This is a genomic window from Paenibacillus wenxiniae (assembly GCF_039822605.1).
Taxonomy (GTDB): Bacteria; Bacillota; Bacilli; order Paenibacillales; family Paenibacillaceae; genus Saccharibacillus; species Saccharibacillus wenxiniae.
Map to the genome: position 1 here is coordinate 1 of NZ_JBCGUH010000030.1, position 11,992 is coordinate 11,992.

General features: G+C 45.5%; 28 protein-coding genes. 27 read left to right on the forward strand and 1 reads right to left on the reverse strand.

Annotated elements, in window-relative coordinates; genetic code table 11:
• From AAHF22_RS23410 to AAHF22_RS23530, 25 genes are all read left to right on the forward strand, one after another.
• A partial coding sequence (locus tag AAHF22_RS23410; protein ID WP_347327412.1) for a Rha family transcriptional regulator occupies positions 1-643 on the forward strand: 643 nt, incomplete at its 5' end.
• 191 nt (positions 644-834) lie between these two features.
• Positions 835-1,350: a hypothetical protein gene (locus AAHF22_RS23415; protein WP_347327413.1), complete on the forward strand. Its 516-nt coding sequence runs from the start codon at positions 835-837 to the stop codon at positions 1,348-1,350.
• Positions 1,286-1,606 carry a hypothetical protein gene (locus tag AAHF22_RS23420; RefSeq protein ID WP_347327414.1) on the forward strand — a complete coding sequence of 107 codons (321 nt, stop codon included), beginning with the start codon at positions 1,286-1,288 and terminating at the stop codon, positions 1,604-1,606. The genes AAHF22_RS23415 and AAHF22_RS23420 overlap by 65 nt, the downstream gene beginning before the upstream one ends.
• Positions 1,603-2,520 carry a Lin1244/Lin1753 domain-containing protein gene (locus AAHF22_RS23425; RefSeq protein WP_347327415.1) on the forward strand — a complete coding sequence of 306 codons (918 nt, stop codon included), beginning with the start codon at positions 1,603-1,605 and terminating at the stop codon, positions 2,518-2,520. The genes AAHF22_RS23420 and AAHF22_RS23425 overlap by 4 nt, the downstream gene beginning before the upstream one ends.
• Positions 2,456-3,241: a DnaA ATPase domain-containing protein gene (locus AAHF22_RS23430; RefSeq protein ID WP_347327439.1), complete on the forward strand. Its 786-nt coding sequence runs from the start codon at positions 2,456-2,458 to the stop codon at positions 3,239-3,241. The genes AAHF22_RS23425 and AAHF22_RS23430 overlap by 65 nt, the downstream gene beginning before the upstream one ends.
• Positions 3,242-3,310: 69 nt before the next feature.
• Positions 3,311-3,487, forward strand: coding sequence for a hypothetical protein (locus AAHF22_RS23435; RefSeq protein WP_347327416.1), 177 nt, complete (start codon positions 3,311-3,313; stop codon positions 3,485-3,487).
• Positions 3,484-3,660, forward strand: a complete 177-nt coding sequence (locus AAHF22_RS23440; protein ID WP_347327417.1) for a hypothetical protein — start codon at positions 3,484-3,486, stop codon at positions 3,658-3,660. Before AAHF22_RS23435 ends, AAHF22_RS23440 begins: the two co-directional genes overlap by 4 nt.
• A 36-nt stretch (positions 3,661-3,696) precedes the next feature.
• Entirely contained in the window at positions 3,697-3,996 is a 300-nt protein-coding gene (locus AAHF22_RS23445) for a hypothetical protein (protein WP_347327418.1), read from the forward strand.
• A complete protein-coding gene (locus tag AAHF22_RS23450) occupies positions 3,993-4,754 on the forward strand; it encodes a hypothetical protein (RefSeq protein WP_347327419.1) in 762 nt (253 codons plus the stop codon). Before AAHF22_RS23445 ends, AAHF22_RS23450 begins: the two co-directional genes overlap by 4 nt.
• Complete coding sequence (locus AAHF22_RS23455; RefSeq protein ID WP_347327420.1) at positions 4,747-5,088, forward strand: hypothetical protein; 342 nt, start codon at positions 4,747-4,749, stop codon at positions 5,086-5,088. The genes AAHF22_RS23450 and AAHF22_RS23455 overlap by 8 nt, the downstream gene beginning before the upstream one ends.
• Before the next feature lie 98 nt (positions 5,089-5,186).
• Positions 5,187-5,372: a hypothetical protein gene (locus tag AAHF22_RS23460; protein ID WP_347327421.1), complete on the forward strand. Its 186-nt coding sequence runs from the start codon at positions 5,187-5,189 to the stop codon at positions 5,370-5,372.
• A 77-nt stretch (positions 5,373-5,449) separates the two neighbouring features.
• The gene (locus AAHF22_RS23465; RefSeq protein ID WP_347327422.1) at positions 5,450-5,662 is read left to right on the forward strand and encodes a hypothetical protein; all 213 of its coding nucleotides are present in this window, start codon (positions 5,450-5,452) and stop codon (positions 5,660-5,662) included.
• An 18-nt stretch (positions 5,663-5,680) separates the two neighbouring features.
• Positions 5,681-6,496 (forward strand): DNA adenine methylase, encoded by an 816-nt coding sequence (locus AAHF22_RS23470; protein WP_347327423.1) that lies wholly within the window; start codon positions 5,681-5,683, stop codon positions 6,494-6,496.
• Between the two features lie 31 nt (positions 6,497-6,527).
• On the forward strand, positions 6,528-6,881 hold the full coding sequence (locus tag AAHF22_RS23475) for a DUF7694 domain-containing protein (protein ID WP_347327424.1): 354 nt from the start codon (positions 6,528-6,530) through the stop codon (positions 6,879-6,881).
• A gap of 59 nt (positions 6,882-6,940) precedes the next feature.
• Entirely contained in the window at positions 6,941-7,249 is a 309-nt protein-coding gene (locus AAHF22_RS23480; protein WP_347327425.1) for a hypothetical protein, read from the forward strand.
• Between the two features lie 43 nt (positions 7,250-7,292).
• Entirely contained in the window at positions 7,293-7,475 is a 183-nt protein-coding gene (locus AAHF22_RS23485) for a hypothetical protein (RefSeq protein ID WP_347327426.1), read from the forward strand.
• Complete coding sequence (locus AAHF22_RS23490; RefSeq protein ID WP_347327427.1) at positions 7,472-7,711, forward strand: hypothetical protein; 240 nt, start codon at positions 7,472-7,474, stop codon at positions 7,709-7,711. Before AAHF22_RS23485 ends, AAHF22_RS23490 begins: the two co-directional genes overlap by 4 nt.
• A complete protein-coding gene (locus AAHF22_RS23495; protein WP_347327428.1) occupies positions 7,701-8,201 on the forward strand; it encodes a DUF3850 domain-containing protein in 501 nt (166 codons plus the stop codon). Before AAHF22_RS23490 ends, AAHF22_RS23495 begins: the two co-directional genes overlap by 11 nt.
• On the forward strand, positions 8,185-8,409 hold the full coding sequence (locus tag AAHF22_RS23500) for a hypothetical protein (RefSeq protein ID WP_347327429.1): 225 nt from the start codon (positions 8,185-8,187) through the stop codon (positions 8,407-8,409). The genes AAHF22_RS23495 and AAHF22_RS23500 overlap by 17 nt, the downstream gene beginning before the upstream one ends.
• On the forward strand, positions 8,396-8,752 hold the full coding sequence (locus AAHF22_RS23505) for a hypothetical protein (protein ID WP_347327430.1): 357 nt from the start codon (positions 8,396-8,398) through the stop codon (positions 8,750-8,752). The genes AAHF22_RS23500 and AAHF22_RS23505 overlap by 14 nt, the downstream gene beginning before the upstream one ends.
• Positions 8,739-9,164, forward strand: a complete 426-nt coding sequence (locus AAHF22_RS23510; RefSeq protein WP_347327431.1) for a hypothetical protein — start codon at positions 8,739-8,741, stop codon at positions 9,162-9,164. The genes AAHF22_RS23505 and AAHF22_RS23510 overlap by 14 nt, the downstream gene beginning before the upstream one ends.
• Positions 9,165-9,167: 3 nt before the next feature.
• Complete coding sequence (locus AAHF22_RS23515; protein ID WP_347327432.1) at positions 9,168-9,680, forward strand: hypothetical protein; 513 nt, start codon at positions 9,168-9,170, stop codon at positions 9,678-9,680.
• The gene (locus AAHF22_RS23520; protein WP_347327433.1) at positions 9,677-9,970 is read left to right on the forward strand and encodes a hypothetical protein; all 294 of its coding nucleotides are present in this window, start codon (positions 9,677-9,679) and stop codon (positions 9,968-9,970) included. The genes AAHF22_RS23515 and AAHF22_RS23520 overlap by 4 nt, the downstream gene beginning before the upstream one ends.
• 13 nt (positions 9,971-9,983) lie before the next feature.
• Positions 9,984-10,193, forward strand: a complete 210-nt coding sequence (locus tag AAHF22_RS23525; RefSeq protein ID WP_347327434.1) for a hypothetical protein — start codon at positions 9,984-9,986, stop codon at positions 10,191-10,193.
• Positions 10,194-10,203: 10 nt separating this feature from the next.
• A complete protein-coding gene (locus tag AAHF22_RS23530; protein WP_347327435.1) occupies positions 10,204-10,575 on the forward strand; it encodes a hypothetical protein in 372 nt (123 codons plus the stop codon).
• A 58-nt stretch (positions 10,576-10,633) separates the two neighbouring features.
• Here the strand turns inward: AAHF22_RS23530 and AAHF22_RS23535 are convergent, their stop codons facing one another.
• Positions 10,634-10,816, reverse strand: coding sequence for a hypothetical protein (locus AAHF22_RS23535; protein ID WP_347327436.1), 183 nt, complete (start codon positions 10,814-10,816; stop codon positions 10,634-10,636).
• Positions 10,817-10,966: 150 nt separating this feature from the next.
• Here AAHF22_RS23535 and AAHF22_RS23540 point away from each other — a divergent pair, with 150 nt between their 5' ends.
• Positions 10,967-11,392, forward strand: coding sequence for a hypothetical protein (locus tag AAHF22_RS23540; RefSeq protein WP_347327437.1), 426 nt, complete (start codon positions 10,967-10,969; stop codon positions 11,390-11,392).
• A 16-nt stretch (positions 11,393-11,408) separates the two neighbouring features.
• Entirely contained in the window at positions 11,409-11,684 is a 276-nt protein-coding gene (locus AAHF22_RS23545) for a hypothetical protein (RefSeq protein ID WP_347327438.1), read from the forward strand.
• Positions 11,685-11,992 lie beyond the last annotated feature (308 nt).

The window sequence follows — 11,992 nt, forward strand, 5'->3', positions numbered from 1 at the left end:
GGGACTGAGCATGGAACAGCTCGTATACGCTCACGAGGGGCGTTTGGTAACAGACAGCCTCCGTGTAGCTGATGGGTTTGGAAAGCAACACAAGAATGTGAAACGGGATATCAGAACACTGGATGTGACACCTGAATTTAATGCGCTCAACTTTGAGCCTATTAAATATACGGATGGGCGAGGACGGGAGCAAACGAAGTATTTGATCACACAGGAAGGCTTTACGTTTCTGGCGTTAGGATACAAGGGCGAACAAGCCAGTAAGTTTAGAGAGTTGTACATTCGAGAGTTTGGTCGAATGGCCACAGCGCTTAATCAAGCAGAACCAATGACCATACATGCTTTAGCACAAACGGTGAAAGCATTGGTATCTGGACAGGAATTCTTGTTGGAGCAAATAGCCGAAGTTGAGGGAAGGCTTGAATCTCAAATCACACTCAATAGTCACCAACAACGTTTGTTACAGCAAGCTATCACCGAGCGAGTACATGGGTTGCATGCAGATAAGGTGTCTCGGCGTTATGCATTCCAGCAGATTCATCGAGACATCAAGAATAAATATCAAGTATCAAGTTATCGTGATGTGCTGCAAAGGGATTTACCGCCAGCCTTAACACTTGTCGCTGGATGGATTGGAACATGAAAAAGGCCGCACGCGGTAACGTGCAGCCTAGTCAAATGATTAACAAAAATTATAAATAGAATCTATCACGGATCGAGGGGACAGTCAATGTTGATGTATGTAATTGCAGGATTTATGGCTGTGCTCTGCGGAGCTGCTTTGGTGCTATTCAGGCATTTGGCGCGTTTTTGAAAATAGAAAAGGGGTGCAGTATGCGAGTTTTATTACTTGAGGATCACGAATACCCAGTTAATCAAGTAGCTGGTCGTGTTGGGGCGTTTGCGCGTCGTGTGGGTAGCAACATTCTGCGCTATCCATCCGGCACAATGGTTGAGGTCGGAGCTGATCGTCGGATGATTATCGGTGGACAGGCGACAGAACATCGATTGATGGATAAGTCAGGCGCATGGATTGAGCTGATTACGCGCGATGAAGCGGACAGGGAAAACGAGTCCCTGCATATCGATTTGAGTAATTCGTTTGACTACTGCAAAGGGTTGGAGGATCGAGCGCGCGATGCAGAGAATGAAGCGCGCGAATGCCGTGCTGAGCTTATTCAACTGTACACTGACTTGCTCGATACCCAAGTAAATATCAAGCGTATGGCAAACCGCATAACGGATATGGGGGTGATCCGAAGTGACCGAATGGAAGCACCTACCTGTGCCGAAGCCAGCGCACAAGCGCAGCAAGAAGACTGCGAAGGAACGGGGGCGTATCACGGCTGAGGTCTACACTGACGCGCTGGATCGCAGTCAAGGATATTGCGAGCGTTGCGGTAGTCCGATCGGATTGCAGTGTGCCCACCTGGTACGCAGATGGAAGCTGGATGAGACGACAGTCAATGACGTAGCGATGCTGTGTGGGCCATCGGTCAATACAGGTACGTGTCATAACTGGGTGGACTACACCGAGGAAGGTCGCCACTGGGCTGAGCAACTACGAGAGCAATTTTGGCAAAAGGAACGAGGGGATACAACGTGAAAGAGGCATACTACTTTTCCCACGACTCCAACGCCAGACACGATCCGAAGATCACCGCAATGCGGTCGGTCTACGGGTCAGAGGGGTACGGGTGGTACTGGATGTTAGTTGAAATGATGCGAGAATCCGAAGGCTATCGTTTGGATATGCAAGGCAAGTACACATGGAATGCATTTGCATCCCAATTGCAGACCGATAGCATTCGGATTGCAGAATTTGTGCATGATTGTATCAGTGAATTTGAACTCTTTGAATCAGATGGTGAATACTTTTGGAGCGCTTCCCTGAACCGGCGAATGGAGCTTCGCGACCAAAAATCCGAAGTGCGTCGAAAGGCTGCTAAAGCCAGATGGGATAAGGAAAAGAAAGGGTCGACAGCGGAAGTCGATAATGCAACTAGTATGCATTTGCATAGCAATAGCACTGCAAATGCAATGCAAGGAAAGGAAAGTAAAAGAAAAGAAAGTAAAGGAAAAGAAATAAAAGAAGAAGAGATAGGCCCATCTTCTTCATCTGACGAACCGTTTTATTCTGAAATCGGTGTTGTCGATGCTTACAACCAGATTTACAAAACATTCACAATGCCGTCCGTCTGGTCCATTTATATACGGGATTTGAAAAAGCGAGGAATCACAGACGAACGAATCATCAGCTGCTTATGGCATGCAGCTGAATCATCGGATAACGGAAAGCCCGGTGTGAATTACTTTAAACCGGTTATGGAACGTTGGATCAAAGAAGGTATTTACACGGCAGAAGAATCCAAACAGCGAAGGGAGGCGGTAGCCGTTGGACAACATCAGCGGACCACTCAAGGACATGCTGGAACGTCTGCAAAAGAAGACCAGTATGCATATCTCGACCGAAACGACGGAAAGTGGAGCATGCCAGAGCGTGACCCAACCATCTTATAAATGCGCAATCTGCCAAGATTCAGAATTCGTGATTGAACAGCGTCCAGGTAAAGTTACTCTGTCGGACGGCACGGTAAATGAGATTTTGCAAGATGTGGCTGTGTCGTGCAAATGCAGGGAAAAACGCCGTATTGAACGATTGCTCAAAAGCAGTCAGATCACAGACGAGTTTAAAAAAATGACGTTCGGCAACTTTGTTACTAGCGACAAGCCAGCAGTAATTCAGGAAATGTACGCCAAAGCGTACCGGTACGTTCAGGAGTTTGGTAAGGAGCAAGGTACGCATAATAGTTGCTGCTTCCTTGGGCAACCCGGAGCAGGCAAAACACATCTACTTGCCGCCGTCACGAACAACCTGCTTGCTCGCGGTATTGCTGTCCAGTATTTTCCGTGGGTCGAAGGTACGGACGAACTCAAAAGTGATCTGGAAGCGGCGAAGGACAAAATATACCAAATGCAGCGTGTGCCTGTGTTATTTGTGGACGATCTGTTCAAAGGTCGGGACAAGCCGACGAATTGGCAGACGGAAATGATCTTCGGAATCATCAATTATCGCTACCTCAACAAACTACCGATGCTGGTGTGCTCGGAACGTACAATTGCTGAATTGTGCGCGTTCGACGAAGCGGCGGCAAGCAGATTGGTGGAAATGTCTCGTGATTATACAGTTGTGATCAAACGTGATATCACACTCAATAATCGCTTGCCAAAGGAGATTTGATAGCTATGGATGACTATTCAATGTGCGATGAAAATTGGGAAGGATTTCTGAGGAAGGGGTGTGAATCCTATGACCTTGCAGAATCCGAACATGTGGACAGTGCTGGAGTACATGACTCAGATGTACATGCGTACCGGATCGCCACCGTGCAGTCAGATCGTTCGATCCGACTTTTCGGATACCGAGTTGGACGTGATTACTGACGGAGAATGCGCTTTTTATGAGCTGATCGGTGAACTACCATGAATGATCCAATATTCCAGCAGCGCCACTTTTTCAGCATTGTTGATGACAACGGTCGGGAAGTTGGCAGGGTATACGTCTTGGATCGGGAGCACCTACCGCACCATGCAAGTCATCGGCGCGAGCAGGAGCGTATGAAGGCGCAACATTTGCCACGCCGGAAGCGGAAAGACTGAATTAAATCAAATAACAACGAACTGGAGTGATTGAACATGAAAGAAGCAAGCGTTATCAAGGTTGGTAGTAGAGAGGGTTTCAGTAAATTTCTGTTTGCTACACCTGCCGTAGCGGAAATATCGGTCTCAGTTGATCGTATGCTGCAAGCTTCTACTGATCCTGATCAAAGTATCAGCGGACATATGGCCGTACTTGATAGCGAGGTAGATGGACTGCGTATGGCGATCAATTGCGGGGAGCCGGCAAATGTCGTGCGTGAGGAATGCATAGCAGCCATTGCGCGATTAGTGCAGGTTTATAATACAGCAGGTGATCGGGACGGAGGTGCGCAATGACACCGCCTATTCCACGTCGTAATGAACCCGGCTCGCCACCTGGCGAAGTGGTAACGTCGAAATGGACGCCAGAGCAAATTACGGAACATCTGTCCGGCAATGCAGAAAAAATGAAGAAAGCCGAAAAGAAAGGCACCTATGTACTGGTTGATGACGGTAGTCGCAATAAAAAGCCTAAGGTTACGCCAGATATGGCACAGTACCTGCAACTACGTGCGCAGGGACATAGCCGTGCGTTGATCGCGATCGATTGGGGATTGAAGGAAAACACTTTATCCACCTATTGGCTCCGTAAGTGGGGCATGGGGACAAAAGAGTTGGAACGTGCAGCAATTAAGAAATATAAGGAATCTAAGGGGCAAACAGAGCAAACGTCATCTGCAAGTGTAGATCCACTGGATGCGGCTCCGAAAAAACCGACATCGAATGAGATCGAATGGTTTATACCAGAGGGTAGGCCGATTGCTGCATCCGTGGGGATCATACGTGACGGATTATCGATATCTCGTACAGCACTAAAATTATTAAGTGATGTAAAGCCTAATCATATGAGTGTGGGTTTATGTACAGATGGTTTGATTCTGAAATTATCGCCAGTTGGACTCAAGTTAGCCGAAGGCAAAGCAGGCGGTGCACAGATCAACAGCAGAGCTTTAGCTCGTTGGATCGAATCTAAAAAGATCAAAGTGCAGCGTTACGAAGCGTTGAGACATGCACCTGGCGAATTGTTAATCAAGGTGGAGTATGAAGATGGATAACACATTTTATACGCACTACACTCGTGAACGTGCTGAAAAAGCACTGCCAGACTTACGCGAAATTCTGCAAAACGACCGCAAGCATGTCAATATGCTCAAAAGACAAATCGAGGATATTCAAGACAAGTTCCTAAAACGCCGCAAACAGTCATATACAGAGAAGGATCTGGAGTATTTCCAGAATATTTTGAGTGAATCATTATTACCAAGTCTGAAGAATCTTGAAAAGGCAGTCCAAGAAATTCAACTGATGGCAAGCGGATATACTTGGGAGCAAGTTGTCGCGCAACGTGCTAAGCCTCCAGAAGACGAAATGGAAGCCACTCTATTTTGAAGGGGATAGCTAAATGGAATGGATCAAATACCAATTCAAAACCAGAAAGGTCAGCTCAATCCCGACTGGGTGGAGTGCTTGATGGGATTTCCGATTGGATGGACAGACATCAGTGGCCTGCCGGATACGGAGCCGAACAATACGACTGGGAGCCGCCAAGAGTAGCTACAGGCGTAAAGGATCGCGCTGGTCGCTTGAAAGGATTGGGCAATGCGATCAATCCGTATCAGCTTTATCCGATTTATGCGGCAATCAAAGTTATACATGATAATTTAAAAACCTGACAAATTCACAACAATAAAAAATTTAAGGGCTGGAACAAAGATGCACAAAGTCCCAGCCCAGAGAGGATGAAGCAACAATGAAAGGTGAATTTGTAGCAGTAAAGTTTGTACCTGTCCAAACGTCATCATCTGAAACTGTTAGCAATGAATGGCAGCAATTCGATCGTTGGGAATACCGTGGTTATCTAAAATCATTCCTGCGCGCAATCATAAATGAAAATTCTGGAAGTGGTAACAAGGTTGTTATCAGCACGAGTAGCGGAGATTTTTTGAAGGAGTTTATATTTTAGAGAGGATGATATACAGCAATGAAAGCACCACGCATACTGCATTACCCGGGCAGCAAATGGAGCATGGTGGACTGGATTATTAGCTACATGCCGCAACACAATACGTACTTGGAACCCTATTTCGGTTCTGGCGCGGTGCTCTTCAACAAAGAACCATCCAAGCTTGAAACAGTTAATGACTTAGACTCCAATGTCGTCCATCTGTTCCGGATGATCCGAGACCGGCCAGAAGAATTGGCGCAGGCAGTGAGATTCACGCCTTACGCCAGACAGGAGTATATGGAATCGTACCATCCTGGTGATGACATAAACGATATTGAGAAAGCTCGATTATTTTTAGTTCGGTGTTGGATGGCTCGTGGAGCTAAAACATCTGATAGAACAGGGTGGCGGCATAACATCAGTGTCGATCACTGTCCCAACAAGCCGATCACAAGGCAATGGACTGAAATGCCAGATAAGATAATGCAAATCACGGAACGGCTCGCGGCAGTCCAAATCGAAAGTCAACCGGCCGTCAAGTTGCTAGAGCGTTATCGTCGCGATGATGTGTTGGTGTATGCGGATCCACCTTATATCCTGCAAACACGAAGCAAAAGAATGTATAAGCACGAAATGAATAACGATGACCATATGCAGTTGCTGGACACGCTGGATGCACATCCGGGGCCGGTTCTGCTATCAGGGTACGATCATCAATTGTATAACGAACGTCTTCGTCATTGGAACAGAAGTGAACGTATAGTCCAAGCGGAAGCAGGGAAGAAACGTACCGAGGTGCTATGGATCAATCCTGTAGCGGCAGCAGCGGCGAATCAAGCAGTCTTATTCTAGCGGACATGTTCCGCATAAAGGAGAGATAGACATGGGGAGTACAAGTGGATGGATCAGAAGACCGACACCAAAAGGTACGGGTGTCGGTACGGGATGGTTTGGCGAGCTGAATAAAGCCTGGTCAAGTAAGGATGGTCAGTATTTTGTTATGGCTCGCGACGTACAAACGGATTGGGGTCTAGTGACGCATGTTTGTATCCGCAATGCCCAGAGCAGCGATATCAGCTGGGCAGAGAAACAGCGTATCAAGAATGAGCTGCTTGGCGAGTGGAGAACCGCCATAGAAGTGTTCCCAGACACGCGCGAACTGGTGGATGAAGCAAATATGTATCACCTATGGCTGCTACCCTATGATTTTGAGCTACCCTTTACGATCAAAGTATAGACAAAGGTAGGTCGCATACTACAGGGGGCTGGGCATTCCCAGCCTATGGAGGGGACTACATGAACAAATACAAACGAACGAAACGTCGAGTTTGGAAAAAGCATATCAAGCGATTCAATAAGATAGTTCAGTCTGGTAAGCCAGTGCCGGAAACACTCTTCCTCTTGATCCAGAGACACATTCGCCGAGTCAAGGATAACGCATATGAGACGCAGTTCCGTCCATGGCTGTATGATCAGCCAGCAAGCGTAAATTTTAATGAATCTGTGTTGGGTTTCTACCGTGAGATGGAGGATTACTTTGCTGGTGAGGGGCTGAATATAGAAGCTTGGAAAAAGGCAGTAAAGGAACGTATTAGACGCGTTTGAATAAAGGCTGGGCAGCGTCTCAGCCTATGGAGGGATAACAGGTATGACATCCTTTATACAAAAATATCGCGACGAACTATGGTGGGAAATATATTGGATCGTTGAAGCAATGATGGATCAGGAAGGGCCTACTACTGATTTGTATGTATTAAATGCAAAGTATAGTGTGTTGTCTAAGGTGTGGAATGATTTAGGAAGTGTCTTAGAGGGTGGTGAACAGGTATGAACGAACCAAACGACAATGCTGTGACATTCACACCCACAGCATCTGCAGATAGCCTAATGTATGACGCAGTCTTGCGAGCTGAAGCAGCAGAGCAGGAACGGGATAAGCTGCTGAAAACAATACATGCAGCGATAATCGTACTCAATGAAATGGAACCTGGCAGATTCGACAAACAAGTTGTGGCTGATATGTTGGGGCGGATCATTAAGGAAGGGGGCAAATCAGATGGGGAGTAACATTCATCGGCTCAAGTTGGTACAGCCATACTTTAATGATGTGGTGAGCGGTGCTAAAACATTCGAAGTCCGTGTAAACGATCGAGATTTTAAAGTTGGAGACGTTTTGGAGCTGCTGGAATATGACCCGGAAACTACCTGGCTGACAGATCGATCCGTAAGAGTACGTGTCACTTATATCCTTGACAACACAAAGTATGTATTGCCAGGCACAGTGATTATGGCAATCGAGCTGGAAGGTGGATCTACAGGTGTTCCATCGGAGCGGGAGTATAAAGTGGAAAGATATCTACTCACACATCCAGAACACGACCCTTTTCAGCTCCGCGTTATAAATAGCGTGAATTTGCCGAATAATCCAGACTTCGAAAGTTTGATTGAAGTCTGGATTATCGACAATTACGGGAATTTAGACGGTTGGGAATATTATTGCTTGTCGCGTACCAAGATGAGAACCATAGGAGCTGGTACAGATGCGCCAGAGCTTTGATGCCTGGGTGGATAAACAAAATCAACTGCCAATCAACAAATTTTACACAGACTCTGATGGCACAGTGGTTTACGCGTTATACCAAGACAACGAGGGCTATGTGCACTTTAACGACATAGCCCCACACACCGAACCAGATAAGATGCCGGTGACTGAGTTCCATCATCGATTTAAGCCAGAGAGGAGCCTTACAGATGCGACAGAGTGAGTACACAACGTTCTACGAGCGCCGGGGTAACGTCAAATACCCCGTGCGCGGCAAACTGTTCATGCGGCATCGGGGACGGGCTATATATGTGCGCAATGGTGTATTAACGGATGGATTGACGGGACGACTGGTGTTGGATTTCAAAGCTGATGCTGGTGGTCGAACAGTGATCGAGTCATTAGATATTGCGATCGATTTTCTTGTGGCTGTTCAAAAAACACTGCCATCGCGGTTACGTCGAAGTAATCGCAGACCTGTTAAATGGAGATCAATGCGGAATGGTTGCTATACAGTCAATGGCAAGGTTATCGCTACTAAGGAGGATACACATGAGCAGAGATAAAACATTATGCAAAATTCAAAGCGAGAACAATCATGTATTGGTTATAAAAGTCAAGCAGTCAGCGGTGATATTTGAAATTGAAGGATTCAGCGAAAGCAACAACATGTTTAGGAGATACGACGCGCGTGTACAGTTTAGCGCAGATGGATTTACAGAGCTACTCCAATGCATTGAACAGGCAGCTCGATACGTTTGGTCGAATATTGAACCAAAAGAAGCTAATAGCGTGGCATCGGACTACGACGAATATTACGATAAGGAATTCGATAACAATGGTTATTTGTCAATTGGTAAAAATGTGTTAAATATGGATCGTCCTTGGTCGGAAAGTGACCGTTTTTATAAGTTTAACAAAGCCAAGATGGGATCGTTTATCTATGATTTTAAAAAGCGTTTAGAGGATACACCGTAACACATGCAAACCGTATTAGACATCATCCTGCACTACTCAGGCAGTGCCGGTAAGGAGGATAAGGATATGGGATACAATTTCGAAGATTTGAAGAAGCGTCAAGAACAGGCGGTGATACAGCGGGTAGCCGAAGCACGGGAAAGCGAGGTATACACAGAGCTGGTAGCTGCTTTTATGGATAGTATAGATCAGGGATACAAGGGCGTGCGGCGCGATTTTTATTCCCGCGACGAATTCATTATTAGAGCTTTAAAAGAAGACGGATTCGATGTGACATACACCGAAGGCACCATGCTCACTTCTCCGAAAATCAAAATAAGCATACCGACAGAGCAACAGTCGCAAGACGTGGAACACAAATGTGAAGGCACAGAAAAACACAACAGAGAAATTGTACGTGGCACAGAAGATTGGCTTATGATTCATGAGCATGACAAATGCGAAAACGTCAACGTAAGCACAGACGGAATCTCATACTGCCCATTTTGTGGCGTTAAACTGGGGGAGTCTCAATGATTACACGTAAACAACAAGCGGAAGCAGCCGCTAATTATAACCAGCAACGAACAAACGAGTTGCGCGAACGGCTTGGAGATAAACAACCAGTGAAAGCCAAGACATTCTTTGTTTGGACATTGCAAGCCCAGCATGAAGACCGTAGTGGCACGGTGAGGGCAGGCAAACAGGCTAAAGCGGAATATCTGTATACGGCTCCTAAATGGATGCTGGATAGGGGATTGATTGTGGATGCTGCTGACGGACAAGTGCCAGTGAGGGAAGGTCAGTCCGATATATTCGAATTTTGAAAGGGTGAGCTAGATGAGTAATCAAGATAAACCGAATGGGAAAATCACCAAAGTTGAAATGCAAATGCAGATTGATGCAATTGAGAGTGTGTGGCCTGAACAAATGCAATTTCTGAATTTACAGTGTCGTTATCGCAAAGAAAAGTATGACCGGTTGGTTGAAGCTGGATTTTCGTCGCAGCAAGCGTTGGATATCGTTAAATCAACCCAACCTTTTGATTGAGATGAATTACATGGGGGTGGAGCAGATGCAATGGCTTCCCGAAGCTACGGAAGCAGAATTTCAGGCAGCTAAGTCCCTGCTTCGCCGATACAAGTATATGAGTCGTGCACTGATCGGGTTAAAGCAGATGGACGTGCTGACGACTAAGCAACAGTGCAAACTAAAAGAGTATGCCGATAAGACGGCGAATATCGAGCTGGCAATCTCGCTTATACTTGACCCAGAGGTGCGCGACATTACAGATCACGTATTCTTGCAGGGCAACAATAGACAAACAGCCATACGTAAGCTAAGATGGCACACAGAGCGCACAGTCGACCGGAGGATAAGGCGCGGTGTTATATCCGTCGCCAACACGTTAAAGGATTGGGGAATTATTTAACGCATGAACATGTAACAGAGATACGTTTAAAACAGTAGTGATATAAAAAAGACGCAGGTTACTCTGCGTCTTTTTGCATTTTTTCTTCTAAAGCTTCAATCACATAAGCTCGGAAGCTCTTGTTTTGTTTTTTCGCAACTTCCATCACCTGATCAGGAAGATTCAGGGGGAATTCTATCGTTTTTTTAGTGTAATTAGCCTCGCTATATTTATGTTTTGCACGCGTTGCTGATTTCCCCATATGATCACCTCATATATACAGTAACACATACGAGCAAAAAAATATACTCCCTGTAGTATAAAAAAGTATTGACTATATACTACAGGGAGTATATGATAAGAATATAAAGCAACCGCATTACTGAATGAGCGACAGAAAGGACTGATTAAAATGGGTTTTGTAGATTTAAAAGGCTCTGATAAGCAGGTAGATTGGGCAAAAAACATCCGTGAGGATGTCTGGAATATCGTAAACATCGCCATTGAGGAAGATCCGAAATGGTATATGGAAAGAGAAAAATGGACAGAAAAACGCCAAAAAATTAATGAGAAAAGCTATAAAGAAGTTAAAGGTTTCCTGCTTGATCTTGATAAAAATGAAAAGGCTTCTGATTGGATTAATACCTTCGGGTGGTGTTGTCCAAACAAAAAAAAGCGCGACGCTGATCGTTCAGCCTATCTGATCGAAATGCTCAATCCGGTCACGAATGAATTAAAAAATCACTGTCGTTCCGTCTTCACACAATCTATACCTAACTTGTGTGAACCTATTTTGAAAAAAAGAACTGAAATTTGTGTCGAATATACTGGTGAGTGAAAGGAGCAGATTTAAAATGACAATCAATTATGGAATTATAAAATTCGAGGGCGACACATATATTTTGAAAGGCAAACCTCAACCAACAGGCGCCACGCTGAATCGTAATGTGTACACAAACTACAACGATGCAGAAGAGGGTGAAAAATACGATTTTGAAATGTCCGCCCCAGTAATAGACAATGAAGGTGTCGAGTGGACGATGTTTTGGGTTTTTCAAGACATAAAAGGTAAAGAAAATAGTAGTTACGATAGTTTTGACTACAACAAAGTTTTTTGCGTTATGAATTGATAATAATTTAGTGTCTGTATATTGTCTGTAAGAGGACGGCACAGCGTCTGTATATTGGGGCTACACTATCACCATAGGAACTGATGTTCCGGGTGAAGGTGTAGCCCCTTACCACTACACTACTCAGACATGATGAATGACCGAGCTTCCGGCAGATGATGTATAGATGTCATGGCGGACTCATAGCGTAACTGGTCTAAGCGCGGCGCTACCATTAGGCCAATGACGCGGCATCGTGTGCGTGGGGCCGTGGGGTAAGAGCACTCATATATAACGATATAATCATAAGGCACTGGGCATATGCTCGG